At 56.7% G+C, this 14,942-nt stretch carries 14 protein-coding genes; 10 read left to right on the top strand and 4 right to left on the bottom strand.

Annotation, left to right across the window (positions count from 1 at the left end; translation table 11 throughout):
- Positions 1-22: 22 nt before the first annotated feature.
- The 5 genes from ACX3P5_RS13465 to ACX3P5_RS13445 all read left to right on the top strand — a co-directional run bounded on the left by ACX3P5_RS13465 (position 23) and on the right by ACX3P5_RS13445 (position 6,531).
- Positions 23-640, top strand: a complete 618-nt coding sequence (locus tag ACX3P5_RS13465) for a YfgM family protein (protein WP_233987386.1) — start codon at positions 23-25, stop codon at positions 638-640.
- A gap of 19 nt (positions 641-659) precedes the next feature.
- Positions 660-1,841 carry an outer membrane protein assembly factor BamB gene (bamB, locus tag ACX3P5_RS13460; protein ID WP_233987387.1) on the top strand — a complete coding sequence of 394 codons (1,182 nt, stop codon included), beginning with the start codon at positions 660-662 and terminating at the stop codon, positions 1,839-1,841.
- Positions 1,842-2,012: 171 nt separating this feature from the next.
- Positions 2,013-3,503: a ribosome biogenesis GTPase Der gene (gene der, locus ACX3P5_RS13455; protein WP_233987388.1), complete on the top strand. Its 1,491-nt coding sequence runs from the start codon at positions 2,013-2,015 to the stop codon at positions 3,501-3,503.
- A gap of 64 nt (positions 3,504-3,567) precedes the next feature.
- Positions 3,568-3,810: a zinc ribbon domain-containing protein gene (locus ACX3P5_RS13450; protein ID WP_458969185.1), complete on the top strand. Its 243-nt coding sequence runs from the start codon at positions 3,568-3,570 to the stop codon at positions 3,808-3,810.
- 279 nt (positions 3,811-4,089) lie between these two features.
- The gene (locus ACX3P5_RS13445) at positions 4,090-6,531 is read left to right on the top strand and encodes a glucose/quinate/shikimate family membrane-bound PQQ-dependent dehydrogenase (protein WP_336755729.1); all 2,442 of its coding nucleotides are present in this window, start codon (positions 4,090-4,092) and stop codon (positions 6,529-6,531) included.
- A gap of 43 nt (positions 6,532-6,574) precedes the next feature.
- On the opposite strand, the gene ACX3P5_RS13440 is transcribed toward ACX3P5_RS13445, so the two are convergent.
- The 3 genes from ACX3P5_RS13440 to xseA form a co-directional block, all read right to left on the bottom strand.
- Positions 6,575-6,907 carry a protealysin inhibitor emfourin gene (locus ACX3P5_RS13440; protein ID WP_233987390.1) on the bottom strand — a complete coding sequence of 111 codons (333 nt, stop codon included), beginning with the start codon at positions 6,905-6,907 and terminating at the stop codon, positions 6,575-6,577.
- On the bottom strand, positions 6,904-7,917 hold the full coding sequence (locus ACX3P5_RS13435; RefSeq protein ID WP_336755728.1) for a M4 family metallopeptidase: 1,014 nt from the start codon (positions 7,915-7,917) through the stop codon (positions 6,904-6,906). Before ACX3P5_RS13435 ends, ACX3P5_RS13440 begins: the two co-directional genes overlap by 4 nt.
- Positions 7,918-8,028: 111 nt before the next feature.
- Positions 8,029-9,402: an exodeoxyribonuclease VII large subunit gene (xseA, locus tag ACX3P5_RS13430; protein WP_336755727.1), complete on the bottom strand. Its 1,374-nt coding sequence runs from the start codon at positions 9,400-9,402 to the stop codon at positions 8,029-8,031.
- Between the two features lie 168 nt (positions 9,403-9,570).
- On the opposite strand from xseA, the gene guaB reads away from it, so the two are divergent.
- The 3 genes from guaB (at position 9,571) to ACX3P5_RS13415 (ending at position 13,772) form a co-directional block, all read left to right on the top strand.
- Positions 9,571-11,037, top strand: a complete 1,467-nt coding sequence (guaB, locus tag ACX3P5_RS13425) for an IMP dehydrogenase (protein ID WP_233987393.1) — start codon at positions 9,571-9,573, stop codon at positions 11,035-11,037.
- Positions 11,038-11,109: 72 nt separating this feature from the next.
- Positions 11,110-12,690, top strand: a complete 1,581-nt coding sequence (gene guaA / locus ACX3P5_RS13420) for a glutamine-hydrolyzing GMP synthase (RefSeq protein ID WP_233987394.1) — start codon at positions 11,110-11,112, stop codon at positions 12,688-12,690.
- 308 nt (positions 12,691-12,998) lie between these two features.
- Positions 12,999-13,772: a DUF3750 domain-containing protein gene (locus ACX3P5_RS13415; RefSeq protein ID WP_458968825.1), complete on the top strand. Its 774-nt coding sequence runs from the start codon at positions 12,999-13,001 to the stop codon at positions 13,770-13,772.
- Positions 13,773-13,803: 31 nt separating this feature from the next.
- Here the strand turns inward: ACX3P5_RS13415 and ACX3P5_RS13410 are convergent, their stop codons facing one another.
- The gene (locus ACX3P5_RS13410; protein WP_094121574.1) at positions 13,804-13,983 is read right to left on the bottom strand and encodes a DUF2158 domain-containing protein; all 180 of its coding nucleotides are present in this window, start codon (positions 13,981-13,983) and stop codon (positions 13,804-13,806) included.
- Between the two features lie 192 nt (positions 13,984-14,175).
- Between ACX3P5_RS13410 and ACX3P5_RS13405 the strand changes: the two genes are divergently transcribed.
- Both ACX3P5_RS13405 and ACX3P5_RS13400 read left to right on the top strand, forming a co-directional pair.
- Complete coding sequence (locus ACX3P5_RS13405) at positions 14,176-14,421, top strand: hypothetical protein (RefSeq protein WP_458968824.1); 246 nt, start codon at positions 14,176-14,178, stop codon at positions 14,419-14,421.
- 20 nt (positions 14,422-14,441) lie between these two features.
- Positions 14,442-14,939 carry a helix-turn-helix transcriptional regulator gene (locus ACX3P5_RS13400; protein WP_458968823.1) on the top strand — a complete coding sequence of 166 codons (498 nt, stop codon included), beginning with the start codon at positions 14,442-14,444 and terminating at the stop codon, positions 14,937-14,939.
- Positions 14,940-14,942 lie beyond the last annotated feature (3 nt).

Raw genomic sequence — 14,942 nt, 5'->3', positions numbered from 1 at the left:
CCATTGAAAGGAGAGGGATTGCGTGGAAGTGTATAGCAATGAGAACGAGCAGACCGATGCGCTGCGCCGCTTTTTTGCCAATAATGGTAAAGCGTTAGCGGTTGGCGTAGTGATCGGCATTGCTGCGCTGGGCGGCTGGCGTTACTGGTCCAGCCATCAGGAAGAGGCGACGAAGTCGGTGTCGGCGCAGTACCAGCAGCTCACCAGCGCCATGCAGGCGGGTAAGCCAGAAACGCTGGAAGCGGTAAACACCTTTGCCAATGAAAACAGCAACACTTACGGTGCGCTGGCCGCGATGGATCTGGCAAAACAGTATGTTGATACCAACCAGCTGGACAAAGCCGCGACGCTGCTGCAAAACGGCCTGAAAGATACCAAAGATGCCAACCTGCAGGCGGTGATTAACCTGCGCCTGGCACGCATTCAACTGCAACAGAATCAAGCTGATGCGGCGCTTAAAACCCTTGACGCTGTGAAGGGTGATGGCTGGACAGCCATTGTGGCCGATATCCGCGGCGAAGCGCTGCTGAGCAAAGGCGACAAGCAGGGCGCGCGCGATGCATGGAGCAAAGGGGTTGAATCTGACGCCTCTCCGGCATTGAAGCAAATGATGCAGATGAAGATGAATAACTTAAGCTAAGCCAGTCAAGAGAGAGCGCATGGAATTACGTAAATACCTGCTGCCGGGGCTGATTTCAGTCACTTTGCTCAGCGGTTGTTCGCTGTTTAGCGGCGAAGAAGATGTGGTAAAAATGGCTCCGCTGCCCAAGGTGGAAAACCAGTTCACGCCACAGGAAGTGTGGAGCACCTCGGTAGGAGATGGCGTCGGTGATTTCTACTCCAACCTGCATCCCGCCTGGCTGGACAACACCGTGTTTGCGGCCGATCGTTTCGGCATCGTGAAAGCGCTGGATGCCACTAACGGTAAAGAAAAATGGAAAGTCGATCTCTCTGAGAAAACCGGCTTCTTCTCGAAAAACCGCTCAGCCCTGTTGTCCGGTGGCCTGACGGCTGAAGGCGATCGCGTCTATGTGGGCAGCGAGCGCGGTCAGGTTTATGCGCTGAACAGCAGCGATGGCAGCCTGGCATGGCAGACCAAAGTGGCGGGGGAAGCCCTTTCCCGTCCGGTGGTCAGCGACGGCCTGGTACTGGTACACACCAGCAACGGTATGTTGCAGGGACTGGATCAGAGCAGCGGCGCCATCAAGTGGAGCGTTAACCTCGATATGCCAGCGCTGTCCCTGCGCGGCGAATCTGCGCCAGCGGTGGCTTTTGGCGGTGCGATTGTCGGCGGCGACAGTGGTCGCGTCAGCGCGGTTATCCTGAATCAGGGTCAGCTGATCTGGCAGCAGCGTATTTCGCAGATCAGCGGTGCGACTGAGATCGATCGTCTGAATGATGTCGATACTACGCCGGTTATCGTTAACGGTGTGGTTTACGCCCTGGCATATAACGGTGATCTCACCGCGCTGGATCTGCGCTCTGGTCAGATTTTGTGGAAACGCGAAATCGGCGGCGTGAAAGATCTGATTGTCGATGCGGGCCGCATCTATCTGGTCGATCAGGATGATCGGGTGATTGCGCTGAACGCCGACGGTGGCGTCGCCATCTGGCGCCAGAGCGATCTGCTGCATCGCAACCTGACTTCACCGGTGCTCTACAACGGCTACCTGGTGGTCGGCGACAGCGAAGGCTATCTGCACTGGATGAACACCACGGATGGTCGCTTTGTCGCGCAGCAGAAACTGGATAGCTCCGGCTTCCAGACCGAACCGGTGGTCGCCAGCGATAAGCTGCTGATCCAGTCGAAAGATGGCGAGGTCTATGCGATTACCCGCTAACGGGTAACGTCTGGCAGGTGAAATCCTCCGCACTAACGGCTCCTGATTTAATCAGGGGCCGTTTCGTTTTTAGTCAGGCATGGTATTCTTTGCGCCTTCAGCCTGAACTTAACGGCCAGAGCCGTTATAATCACGCCATTCGGGCGATTAATTATTTATTGAGGCATTGTTATGGTACCTGTGGTCGCGCTGGTTGGGCGTCCCAATGTGGGAAAATCTACGCTGTTTAACCGTTTAACCCGCACTCGTGATGCGCTGGTAGCGGATTTTCCTGGACTGACTCGCGATCGCAAATATGGTCGCGCCGAAGTGGAAGGGCGCGAATTTATTGTTATCGATACCGGCGGTATCGACGGCACCGAAGAGGGTGTTGAAACGCGGATGGCTGAGCAGTCACTGCTGGCGATCGAAGAAGCGGATGTGGTGCTGTTTATGGTCGATGCGCGCGCGGGCATGATGGCCGCCGATCAGCAAATCGCCAAACACCTGCGTTCGCGTCAGAAAGCCACGTTCCTGGTGGCGAATAAAACCGACGGACTCGATCCCGATCAGGCGGTAGTGGATTTCTATTCGCTGGGTCTGGGCGAAATCCACGCCATTGCGGCGTCGCATGGTCGTGGTGTTTCCAGCCTGATCGAAACGGCTCTGTTGCCGTGGCTGGACAGGGTTGAGCCGGTCGAACTCACCGAAGAAGAAGAGAACCAGGCTTACTGGGCGGCACTTGACGCCGAGGAGACGGCTGAACTGGAGGCCGCAGAGGAAGAAGAAAACTTCGACCCGACAGGCTTGCCGATCAAACTGGCGATTGTCGGCCGTCCTAACGTAGGTAAGTCAACGCTTACTAACCGCATCCTGGGTGAAGACCGCGTGGTGGTCTACGATATGCCGGGCACCACCCGCGACAGTATCTATATCCCGATGGAGCGTGATGGACGTGAATACGTTCTGATCGACACTGCGGGTGTGCGTAAGCGTGCCAAAATCTCTGACACCGTAGAGAAATTCTCGGTGATTAAGACGCTGCAGGCGATTGAAGATGCCAACGTGGTGATGCTGGTGATTGATGCTCACGCCGGTATTTCCGATCAGGATCTCTCGCTGCTGGGCTTTATCCTCAACAGTGGTCGTTCGCTGGTGATTGTGGTCAACAAATGGGATGGCCTGTCGCAGGAAGTGCGTGACGAAGTGAAAGAGACGCTGGACTACCGTCTGGGCTTTATCGATTTCGCCCGCATTCACTTTATCTCTGCGCTGCACGGCAGCGGCGTCGGTAATCTGTTTGAGTCGATCACCGAAGCCTATGACTGTTCGACGAAGCGCGTAAACACCTCGCTGCTGACCCGCATCATGAACATGGCAGCCGAAGATCATCAGCCGCCCTTGGTTCGTGGTCGTCGCGTTAAGCTGAAGTATGCGCATGCCGGCGGTTATAACCCGCCAATTGTGGTGATCCACGGTAATCAGGTTAAAGATCTGCCGGACTCATACAAGCGCTACCTGATGAACTACTTCCGTAAATCACTGAACGTGATGGGAACGCCGATTCGCATCCAGTTCAAAGAGGGTGATAACCCGTACGAAGGAAAGCGCAACCTGCTGACCCCAACGCAGCAGCGTAAGCGTAAGCGCCTGATGGCGCATATGAAGAAAAATAAGCGTTAAGCAAATGAGGGCCGGAAGGCCCTCTTTTTTTGGCCTAAGCTAAAACAACGGGCGGGGAGTGATGATGACCATCCACTGTGAAAAATGTCAGCAGCCGTTACAGCTCAGCGACGGTGAGTTTATCTGTAGCGGTTGCGGCGCGCGCTACCTGGCGGAGGCGTGCTGTCCTGACTGTCATCAGCCACTGGAACGGCTGAGCGCCTGCGGTGCGGTGAACTATTTCTGTCATCACGGACACGGCCTGATTTCGAAAAAACGTGTCGATTTTCAGCCGCAGAAAGCGCCAGGCGGTTCAGGGACAGCATAAGCGGTGCGGATAAAGAGATTGTTGTAGCAAAAATGCTATTGCAGCGTAACAACTGCGTTATAGATGTTCACTCTGTAATGTACCAGGTGGTACAATCCTGCCGCGTCGTGGGGAGGGACCAGCCGATCCATTTTTTTCCGGTCCAGGTCACTTCACAGACGCGGGTCTGTTTATATTCGATTTGAAGCAGTGCGGCACGCCGCATGTCTCTTTGACAAGGTTGCGCAGTTCAGGCGGCAACCGGCGTGAGCGCTCTGCTTATTCAGGAGAGTTAGTGTTATGGCTGAAACATCGTCCCGCTCCGCTAAGGGGCTGGGAATCATATCCGTGCTGTTCGGACTGGTGCTGCTGGCAACCGGTCTGTTCTTCGCGATTGGCGGCGGTAAACTGGTCGCCCTTGGCGGCAGTTTGTACTTCCTGATTGCCGGTATCGTGACCGTTCTGGCAGCAATACAGTTTTTCCGCCGCAAATCCTCGGCGGTGGTCCTGTTTCTGCTGGTATTTGTCGGCACGCTGATCTGGTCACTGTTCGATGCCGGGCTGGAGTTCTGGCCGCTGGTGTCGCGCCTGATGGTGCCGGCTGGCCTGATGGTTGTGGCCTTCCTGCTCTGGCCTGCGCTGCGCAAGCGTGAAGGCAAAAGCTCGCTGGCCAAAGCTGCCTACACGCTCTCTGCGCTGCTGGCCGTTGGCATGGTGGTCACCTTTGTACAGATGTTTCAGCCACATCCTACCGTGGCCTCTTCAGGTGAAGAGCTGCCGCTGATTCCGGTAGACAAAGCGAAACAGCAGAAAGACTGGGATAACTACGGCAACACGCCGCAGGGCAGCCGCTTTGTGGCGCTGGATCAGATCACCCGCGATAACGTCAAAGATCTGCAGGTTGCCTGGACCTTCCATACCGGCGATATCCCGGACAGCCCGACCGGTAACGGCGCGGAAGATCAGCAGACCCCATTACAGGTAGGCAATACCCTGTATCTCTGTACCCCGCACAACAACGTGATTGCGGTTGAAGCAGACAGCGGTAAGCAGATCTGGAAGCGCGAAATCAACGCGCAGGCGGAAGTCTGGCCGCGCTGCCGTGGTCTGGCCTATTTCGATGCCACTAAACCGCTGCAGCAGCCAACTCAGCCAGGCTCGACGCCGGTTCCGGCCGTCACGCTGCCAGCCGGTGATAGCTGTCAGCGCCGCATCCTGATGAACACCATTGATGCACGTCTGATTGCTATCAACGCCGACAACGGTGAATTCTGTGAGAACTTTGGTCATAACGGTATTGTCGATCTGAAAGCCGGCCTCGGGCAGGCACCCGATCCCCAGTATCAGCTGACTTCGGCACCGACGCTGGCAGGCACCACCGTTGTGGTTGGTGGTCGCGTGGCGGATAACGTCCAGACCGATATGCCTGGTGGCGTGTTGCGTGGTTTTGACGTCATCACCGGCCAGATGCGCTGGGCGTTTGACCCGGGTAATGTCGATCCGAATGCGATATTAATGCCGGGCAAAGAGTACGCCCGCAGTACGCCGAACTCCTGGGCACCGATGTCCTACGATCCGGCGATGAACACCGTGTTTATCCCGATGGGCAGCTCATCTGTCGATCTGTGGGGTGCGAACCGTACCGAACTGGATCACAAATATGGTGCATCCGTGCTGGCGCTCGACGCCACTACCGGTAAAGAGAAGTGGGTTTATCAGACCGTACATAACGATCTGTGGGACTTCGACCTGCCGATGCAGCCAAGCCTGATCGATTTCCCACAGAAGGATGGCACCACCAAACCGGCAGTAGTGATTGGCGGTAAAACCGGCATGATCTTCGTGCTCGATCGCATGACCGGCAAGCCACTGACTAAAGTCGAAGAGCTGCCGATGCCGCAGGGCCATATCCCGAACGAGCAGTACACCAAAACCCAGCCTCATTCGACCGGTATGCCGCAGATTGGCAACCAGACGCTGAAAGAGTCTGACATGTGGGGTGCAACGCCGTTTGATCAGCTGGCCTGCCGTATTGGCTTCAAATCGATGCGTTATGATGGTCTGTTCACCGTGCCGGACACCGATAAGTCGCTGAGCTTCCCGGGTTCGCTGGGCGGGATGAACTGGGGCAGCATGTCAACCGATCCGAACAACCACCTGCTGTTCGTCAATGATATGCGTCTCGGCCTGTGGGTACAGATGATCCCGGCTGACACCAATAAGATTTCACGTGGCAGCAACGGCGGTGAAGCGATCAACACCGGTATGGGCGCGGTGCCGCTGAAAGGTACACCGTATGCGGTGAACAAAAACCGCTTTATGTCGCCGCTGGGCATTCCTTGCCAGAAGCCACCGTTTGGTACGCTGTCGGCGATTGACATGAAAACCCAGAAAATCGTCTGGCAGGTGCCGGTTGGTACCGTGCAGGATACCGGACCTTTCGGCATCAAGATGCGGATGAAAATGCCGGTCGGTATGCCAACGCTGGGTGGTACGCTGGCAACCCAGGGTGGCCTGGTGTTCATCGCCGGTACCCAGGATTACTATCTGCGCGCCTTTGATGCCTCAACCGGTAAAGAAGTGTGGAAAGCGCGTCTGCCGGTGGGTAGCCAGGGTGGCCCGATGAGCTACGTTTCGCCGAAAACCGGCAAACAGTACATCCTCATCTCGGCTGGTGGCGCACGCCAGTCGCCGGATCGCGGTGACTACGTGATTGCTTACGCGCTGCCAGACAGCAAGTAACCTCACCAGTGAAAAGGGCCGACGTTGTCGGCCCTTTTTTTGCTTATTTTCCATCACGCCACAGCGCCTGTAATTCTGGTGGCGCCACCTGTTCCGGAATCAGCAACACAATGGTGCCGACCTCGCGGTGGGTCGCATACTGAATCTGAATGCGAAAATAGCGTTGATCGCCGCTTCCCACCTGAGGCGCTTTCTCTTCCGGTTCGCCCAGTGGCATCGCCTGCTCAAGGGCGCGACAGACGCGCTGCTTTTCCGGCGGCGGCAGTTCACCCAGCGAAAAACGGCGCTCAGCACGCAGGCCGGGCATAAAAGCAAGGCCGCCTTCACGCGCCACGATGATGGTGGCATCATCGGTGAGTTCGGGCAGATCACTCATAGCACACCCACTTCTTTCCACGCCTGCTCAATCGCGCTGGCAACGGAACGGTTAAAGCGTTTTTCGCCATGCTGAACGGTAAAGCGGGCAAAGGTTTTGAAATCGGCGTCCTGCGGCAGTTCATCGTCGCACAGCGTGTCGTACCAGGCGTGTCCCGCCTGCTCCCACGCATAGCCGCCCAGTGCTTTCGCCGCCAGATAGAAAGCGCGGTTAGGAATACCGGAATTGAGATGCACACCGCCGTTATCTTCACGAGTCTGCACATAATCATCCATGTGCGCCGGCTGCGGATCTTTCCCCAGCATTGGATCGTCATACGCGGTGCCGGGCGCTGACATTGACCGCAGGCCCTTGCCATTAATGCCGCTAGCCAGTAATCCTTCGCCGATAATCCAGTCCGCCTGATCGGCGCTCTGCTTCTTGCTGAACTGTTTGACCAGCGAACCGAATACATCGGAAAGTGACTCGTTTAGCGCCCCCGCCTGTTCGAAGTAGATCAGACCGGCTTCATTCTCGGTCACGCCATGCGTCAGTTCATGCGCCACCACGTCTATCGCAATGGTAAAGCGGTTAAAAATTTCACCGTCGCCATCACCAAATACCATCTGCTGACCGTTCCAGAACGCATTCTGATATTTGTCGCCGTAATGGACCGTTCCGAGCAGTTTCAGCCCCTGATTATCCAGCGAATTACGCTGATACGCCTGCCAGAAAAAGTCATAGGTGGTGCCGAGATAATCCCAGGCTTCCCCGGCGGCGACATCACCGTTTTCAGGCTGGCCTTCCTGACGGATCAGCTTCCCGGGAAGGGTTTGCTGATTTTGCGCATCATAAATTTCACGGTCCACATGGCCGCCCGCTGCTGTTTTCGCCACGGTCGGCTTTTGCCAGTGTTCCGCCATCAGATGCTGGACATGGGTCAGAGTACGGCGCGCCTGTTCCTGCTGATGGCCGGAGCCGTGCGCGATAATTTTGCGGAGGATATAGGGAGGAATAACGCTAAAAGCCATGTGAAACTCCTTGGCAACAGGGATGTGCCAAAAAGTATAGACCCGACAGGCTGGATAGGCCTGGTGAGTGAGGCCAGCTGTAAGATGAAAAGTATGAACGCAGAGGCAGGATCAGGAGGCGGTTTTGCGGCGGCGCTTTTTCTCTGGCAGCAGCTGCGTCACCTGGCTCTCGACCCAGCCATCATCCAGACGGGTACGCAGAAGATCGCCGCTCTGTAGCTGTTGGGTCTTTTTCACCACCTGGCCCGTGGTGTCGGTGGTCACGCTGAAGCCGCGCGCCAGCGTTGCTAACGGACTGACGCCTTCCAGCTGCGCCACCCGCTGGCCGAACCGCTGTTGGTCGGCGCTCAGTTTCTTTTGCATACTCTGTTGCAGGCGATAGTGCCAGCTTTGTAGCTGTTTCTGCGCGTCGAACAGACGCTGCTGCGGCTGCTGCGCCGTCAGCCGATGCGTCAGACGATCCTGCTGACGGCTGGCGTGGCGCAGAGCGGTTTCCATCGCGTCTGTCAGTCGCTGCTGCAGGCGGAACAGGGCGGTTTGCTGACGGGCAAGGCGTAACTGAGGATGCTGCTGTTGCAGGCGGTGCTCCAGCCGGCTATAGCGCCGCTGCTGGCGCGCCAGATAATAATCCATCGCCATCTCCAGCCGCTGTTGCTGCGACTGCAGCTGACGCAGCAGCTCAAGCTGGTTACGGCTGACGAGCTCTGCGGCGGCAGAGGGCGTTGGCGCACGTAAATCCGCCACAAAATCGGCAATGGTCACGTCAGTTTCATGGCCGACGGCGCTGACGATTGGAATGCGGCTGGCAAAAATGGCGCGCGCGACCCGCTCGTCGTTGAAGCTCCATAAATCTTCCAGGGAACCGCCGCCACGGCCGACAATCAGCACGTCGCACTCATTGCGCTGGTTGGCGATCTCAATCGCCCGGACGATCGCGGCAGGCGCATCGACGCCCTGTACCGGCGTCGGGTAGATCACCACCGGCAATGAGGGATCGCGGCGATGCAGTACCCGCAGCACATCGTGCAGCGCGGCACCGGTTGAAGAGGTAATCACACCGACCTGGCGCGCCGGGTCAGGCAGCGGTTGCTTATGCTGCGGTTCGAACAGCCCTTCGGTCGCCAGCCGGGCTTTCAGCAGTTCAAACTGCTGCTGCAGCAGACCTTCACCGGCCGGATGCATACTTTCAATAATCAGCTGATAGTCGCCGCGCGGCTCATACAGGGTAATATTGGCGCGAACCAGCACCTGCTGACCATGCTGCGGCCGGAAAGTGACGCGACGGTTACTGTTGCGGAACATCGCGCAACGCACCTGGGCACCGTCATCCTTCAGGGTGAAGTACCAGTGCCCGGAAGCGGGTTGAGTGAAGTTAGAGATCTCGGCGCTCAGCCAGACCAGGCCCATCTCTTTTTCCAGCAGCTGACGCACTGTGGTGTTAAGACGGCTGACGGTAAAAATATTGGCGACGGGTGGCAGCGACATGTGACGAAGATCAAATTCCAAATCAGCAGGTTAATTCACCGATACTACAGGGCTGCTAGCACGGATCAAGAGTTTTTCTGAAATAATGCTGGAGGCAATCGATTACGGCCTGTATAATGCCGCGGCAATATTTTATCTATTCTCATTCACCCGAGGTGGAGTATTGCCATGTTAAGAATCGCTAAAGAAGCACTCACTTTTGACGACGTTTTGCTCGTTCCTGCACACTCCACCGTCCTGCCGAATACGGCCGATCTCAGCACTCAGCTGACCAAAAATATCCGTTTAAATATTCCTATGCTCTCCGCTGCGATGGACACCGTGACCGAAGCGGGCCTGGCGATTGCGCTGGCGCAGGAAGGCGGTCTCGGCTTCATTCACAAAAACATGTCTATTGAACGCCAGGCGGATGAAGTCCGCAAGGTGAAGAAGCATGAGAGCGGCGTGGTCACTGAACCACAGACCGTACTGCCAACCACCCCACTGGCCGAAGTGAAAGCGCTGACCGAGCGTAACGGCTTCGCCGGTTATCCGGTAGTGAACCGTGACAACGAACTGGTCGGTATCATTACCGGTCGTGATGTTCGCTTTGTCACTGACCTCTCCCAGCCGGTTTCCGCGGTAATGACCCCGAAAGATCGTCTGGTGACGGTGAAAGAGGGTGAAGCGCGCGATGTGGTGCTGCACAAAATGCATGAAAAGCGCGTTGAGAAAGCGCTGGTAGTAGACGACAGCTTCCATCTGCTGGGCATGATCACCGTAAAAGATTTCCAGAAAGCCGAACGTAAACCTAACGCCTGTAAAGATGCGCAGGGTCGTCTGCGTGTGGGTGCGGCGGTTGGCGCGGGCGCAGGCAACGAAGAGCGTATCGATGCTCTGGTGGCGGCCGGTGTCGACGTGCTGCTGATTGACTCCTCGCACGGTCATTCCGAAGGCGTGCTGTCACGTATTCGTGAAACCCGCGCGAAATACCCCGATCTTGAAATCGTTGGCGGCAACGTGGCGACCGGTGCCGGCGCTCTGGCGCTGGTTGAAGCGGGCGTCAGCGCAGTGAAAGTCGGTATTGGCCCTGGCTCCATCTGTACCACCCGTATCGTGACCGGTGTGGGCGTGCCGCAGATTACCGCGGTGTCTGATGCCGTTGCTGCGCTGGAAGGGACCGGTATTCCGGTGATTGCTGATGGCGGCATCCGCTTCTCAGGCGACATCGCCAAAGCGATTGCAGCGGGTGCATCCTGCGTGATGGTCGGTTCGATGCTGGCGGGTACCGAAGAATCACCGGGCGAAATCGAACTCTATCAGGGTCGTTCATTCAAATCCTATCGCGGCATGGGTTCACTGGGCGCGATGTCAAAAGGCTCATCTGACCGTTACTTCCAGACCGATAACGCGGCTGACAAACTGGTGCCGGAAGGTATCGAAGGCCGCGTTGCCTATAAAGGCCGCCTGAAAGAGATCGTACACCAGCAGATGGGCGGACTGCGCTCCTGTATGGGCCTGACCGGCTGCCCGACCATTGATGACCTGCGCACCAAAGCGGAATTTGTCCGCATCAGCGGCGCCGGCATCAACGAAAGCCACGTACACGATGTGACCATCACCAAAGAGTCACCGAACTACCGCATGGGATCGTAATCCCGTAAGATTTCCCGCCCGGCTTCAGCCGGGCGCTTTACTTTATCAAGTCACCGTTCTGGAAACCCCTCAATGACGACGGAAAATATCCATAAGCATCGCATTCTGATTCTCGATTTCGGCTCTCAATATACTCAGCTGGTGGCACGTCGCGTGCGCGAACTGGGTGTCTACTGTGAACTCTGGGCATGGGACGTCACCGAAGAGCAGATTCGCCAGTTCAATCCGAGCGGCATCATCCTCTCCGGTGGACCGGAAAGCACCACCGAGCTGAACAGTCCGCGTGCGCCTGAATATGTCTTCAGCGCCGGTGTGCCGGTGCTGGGTGTCTGCTACGGTATGCAGACCATGGCGATGCAGTTGGGCGGCAAAGTCTCTGGTTCCAGCGAGCGTGAGTTTGGTTATGCTCAGGTTGAAGTGACCACGCCAAGTGCGCTGGTGCGCGGTATTGAAGACGCGATCAGCGCTGCTGGTAAACCGCTGCTGGATGTCTGGATGAGCCACGGCGACAAAGTGACCGCCATTCCGGACGACTTCGTCACCGTTGCCAGCACCGAAACCTGTCCGTTTGCCATCATGGCCAACGAAGAGAAGCGTTTCTACGGCGTGCAGTTCCACCCGGAAGTGACGCATACCCGTCAGGGCCTGCGGATGCTTGAACGTTTCATCATCGACATCTGCGAATGTGAAGCGCTGTGGACGCCAGCTAAAATCATCGAAGATGCGGTTGAACGCCTGCGTGAGCAGGTCGGCAACGATAAAGTGATCCTTGGCCTGTCCGGCGGCGTTGACTCCTCCGTGACGGCGATGCTGCTGCATCGCGCCATTGGCGATCGCCTGACCTGTGTGTTCGTGGATAACGGTCTGCTGCGCCTGAACGAAGCACAACAGGTGATGGATATGTTTGGCGACCACTTCGGTCTCAACATCATCCATGTGCCGGCTGAGATGCGTTTCCTGGATGCGCTGGCGGGGATTGATGAACCTGAAGCCAAGCGTAAAACCATCGGTCGCGTCTTTGTGGAAGTCTTTGACGAAGAAGCGCTGAAACTGCAGGACGTTAAGTGGCTGGCGCAAGGCACCATCTATCCGGATGTGATTGAGTCGGCGGCTTCTGCCACCGGTAAAGCGCACGTCATCAAATCGCACCATAACGTCGGTGGCCTGCCGAAAGAGATGAAGATGGGCCTGGTTGAGCCGCTGAAAGAGCTGTTCAAAGACGAAGTGCGTAAGATCGGTCTGGAGCTGGGCCTGCCGTACGATATGCTCTACCGCCATCCATTCCCGGGCCCGGGTCTGGGCGTGCGTGTACTGGGCGAAGTGAAGAAAGAGTATTGCGACCTGCTGCGCCGTGCCGATGCGATCTTTATCGAAGAGCTGCATAAAGCCGATCTCTACAACAAAGTCAGCCAGGCCTTCACCGTCTTCCTGCCGGTACGTTCAGTGGGTGTAATGGGCGATGGCCGTAAATATGACTGGGTTGTCTCGCTGCGTGCGGTGGAAACCATCGACTTTATGACCGCACACTGGGCGCACCTGCCGTATGATTTCCTCGGCCGCGTCTCTAACCGCATCATCAATGAAGTCAATGGTATTTCCCGCGTGGTCTATGACATCAGCGGTAAGCCACCGGCGACCATTGAGTGGGAATAAGCCGGTAACCGCCGCCTGAATCCTGAGTAACTGAAGCCCGCCTTACCGCGGGCTTTTTACTGGCTGTTAACAGGCAGGCCATTCTGTTCTCCGTTTTAACCTTTCAGCGCATCCATACCCGCCGCTGGCGGTTTTCTGTTCACTTTGCCGCAAATTGCGCTATCCTGCTCTGCAGTAGAGAGACGCGCGTCCGCTTTGCCGTCCGCCTTTACCCGCCGCTTTCACCGATCGTTCGTATCCCAAAGCCGCCCCTTATTGAATCTGTCTGCTAATCAGGCGTTGCCACTATTGTCACCAGGAATGTTGTCATGCTCTCACTTAAAGTGTTCAGCCTGTTTTTTGTTGCCGTCTTACTGTTATCGCTGGGTGCCAGCATCGCGCAGGCGACCCGCCACAGCGATAACAATGAAAAGGGTGGCTGGTGGTCGGCTCGTCGTGATTCGGCCGGGATAGCCCCCGATCCGCGCGCCATAGCCAACCTGGCGATAGTGCAGGTCTATGCCGCGCCGACCTATGGCTGGAAAGGCGCGGTGGCGGTTCATCCGTGGATCATCTTTAAACGCGCTGGCGAAAGCCGTTATAACCGTTATGAAGTGATTAGCTGGGGCAGCGGCGATAAAGTCCGCCGCAACACCAATATTCCGGATGGTTACTGGTATGGCGCGAAACCGCGGTTGCTGGTGGAGCATCGCGGTCCGGCGGCGGAAGCGATGATCCCGCAGATTGAGGCGGCAATTAAATCTTACCCGTGGCCGACCACCTATCACGCCTGGCCGGGCCCCAACAGTAATACCTTTCTGGCGCATATCGGCCGGGAAGTGCCTGCACTGAAACTCGATCTGCCCGCTAATGCGCTGGGCAAAGATTACCGGCCGTTGTGGCGTCCGATTGGGTTACCGCCATCGGGACGCGGATTACAGGTGTCGATTCTGGGCGTAGCGGGTATGACGCTCGGCGCTGAAGAGGGCTTTGAAGTGAATCTGCTGGGCTTAAATATGGGGCTGGATTTCACGCCTTTCCGGTTGCGTCTGCCGTTTATCGGCGGCCTCGGTCACGACAACCTTCAGCAGGATAAGCCGTAATAGTCTGGCCCCTTAACCGGGGCCAGTTTTATCAGCAGACGCCGAAGTCGCCTTCTTCGTGATACAGATTCACGCTATCCGCCTTGACTTCAATCTCATTTTTGGTCGCATCGTCAACGCGTGCGCACCACAGGGTATCGCCTTCAACCCGCAGCACCTGCATCTTTGGACCGCCGGTCTTTGACTGGACAAAATCATCAGCTTTAAACATGTTGCCTCCATAGAGTGTTTTTATTCTGGTCGCGTAAATCCACAGTTGATGATTTTTTGCGTGCCTTTTTCCAGTTTATACCCTGACTGTTTTACCGCGAGAAAAAGTCTGCCCATGCTGAGCCGCATAACATCTATTTTATCAGTTGTCAGTTGACAACTGGCGGGTTTCACGTCAGGCTGAGAGGCTCAGATGGTCAGAAAGCGACATCCCAGTAAAGAGATTGAATCGGCTTTATGTTACGCAGAATCCCATGGATGGCGGGTAGTGCCGGGCGGCCATCATGCGTGGGGCAAAATGTACTGCCCGAAAAACCTGATGACCTGTCGGTGTGGCGAGTTTTGTTTGACCTGCATCTGGAGTACGCCGAAGAGTGCGCAAAACCATGCCAATGCCCTGCGCCGCGTGGTTGATCATTGTCACTTTCTTACGGCCTGACACAGCAAAAGGAGCGGCTCATGGAATACCGTTTTACTTTACGATTTAGCCTGCCAGCGGAGCACGTCACGCAGGATGAGATGCTGGAGAGTCTGGCAATGGCGGGCTGTGATGATGCGCTGGTCGGGCTTGGCGTTCCCGGCAGAATTGCGCTGGAGTTTAGCCGTGAGGCCTCTTCTGCCAGTGAGGCACTGAAACGCGCAGAAGAAGAGGTCGTGAGCGCAATTCCCGGCGCGATACTGGCGGAAGCGGCACCCGATTTTGTCGGGCTGACGGATGTGGCGGAACTCACCGGTATGTCACGCCAGAATATGCGTAAACTGATGCTCAGCCAGCGTCCGCCGTTTCCGCTGCCGGTGCATGACGGCAAAACTGCGATCTGGCATCTGGACGATGTGCTGGCGTGGTTAAGCCAGCGCGGCACTTATGCGCTACCAGCCGCCATCGGTGAGCTGGCGCAGGTGACGCGCCAGCGCAATCTCAGGCGGGCATTACAACGCCGCGAAGACCGCGCCTGAGGC

It is taken from the genome of Pantoea sp. S-LA4 (genome assembly GCF_054482835.1).
This window is presented reverse-complemented; position numbering and strand designations above follow the sequence as displayed.

Excerpts from the sequence above, each read along its gene's own strand:
- bamB (WP_233987387.1), top strand. The coding sequence starts at position 660 with ATGGAATTACGTAAATACCTGCTGCCGGGGCTGATTTCAGTCACTTTG.
- ACX3P5_RS13440 (WP_233987390.1), bottom strand. The coding sequence starts at position 6,907 with ATGAGTGATCTGCCCGAACTCACCGATGATGCCACCATCATCGTGGCG.
- guaB (WP_233987393.1), top strand. The coding sequence starts at position 9,571 with ATGTTAAGAATCGCTAAAGAAGCACTCACTTTTGACGACGTTTTGCTC.
- ACX3P5_RS13435 (WP_336755728.1), bottom strand. The coding sequence starts at position 7,917 with ATGGCTTTTAGCGTTATTCCTCCCTATATCCTCCGCAAAATTATCGCG.
- xseA (WP_336755727.1), bottom strand. The coding sequence starts at position 9,402 with ATGTCGCTGCCACCCGTCGCCAATATTTTTACCGTCAGCCGTCTTAAC.
- ACX3P5_RS13410 (WP_094121574.1), bottom strand. The coding sequence starts at position 13,983 with ATGTTTAAAGCTGATGATTTTGTCCAGTCAAAGACCGGCGGTCCAAAG.
- ACX3P5_RS13450 (WP_458969185.1), top strand. The coding sequence starts at position 3,568 with ATGACCATCCACTGTGAAAAATGTCAGCAGCCGTTACAGCTCAGCGAC.
- ACX3P5_RS13405 (WP_458968824.1), top strand. The coding sequence starts at position 14,176 with ATGGTCAGAAAGCGACATCCCAGTAAAGAGATTGAATCGGCTTTATGT.
- ACX3P5_RS13400 (WP_458968823.1), top strand. The coding sequence starts at position 14,442 with ATGGAATACCGTTTTACTTTACGATTTAGCCTGCCAGCGGAGCACGTC.
- der (WP_233987388.1), top strand. The coding sequence starts at position 2,013 with ATGGTACCTGTGGTCGCGCTGGTTGGGCGTCCCAATGTGGGAAAATCT.
- ACX3P5_RS13415 (WP_458968825.1), top strand. The coding sequence starts at position 12,999 with ATGCTCTCACTTAAAGTGTTCAGCCTGTTTTTTGTTGCCGTCTTACTG.
- ACX3P5_RS13445 (WP_336755729.1), top strand. The coding sequence starts at position 4,090 with ATGGCTGAAACATCGTCCCGCTCCGCTAAGGGGCTGGGAATCATATCC.
- guaA (WP_233987394.1), top strand. The coding sequence starts at position 11,110 with ATGACGACGGAAAATATCCATAAGCATCGCATTCTGATTCTCGATTTC.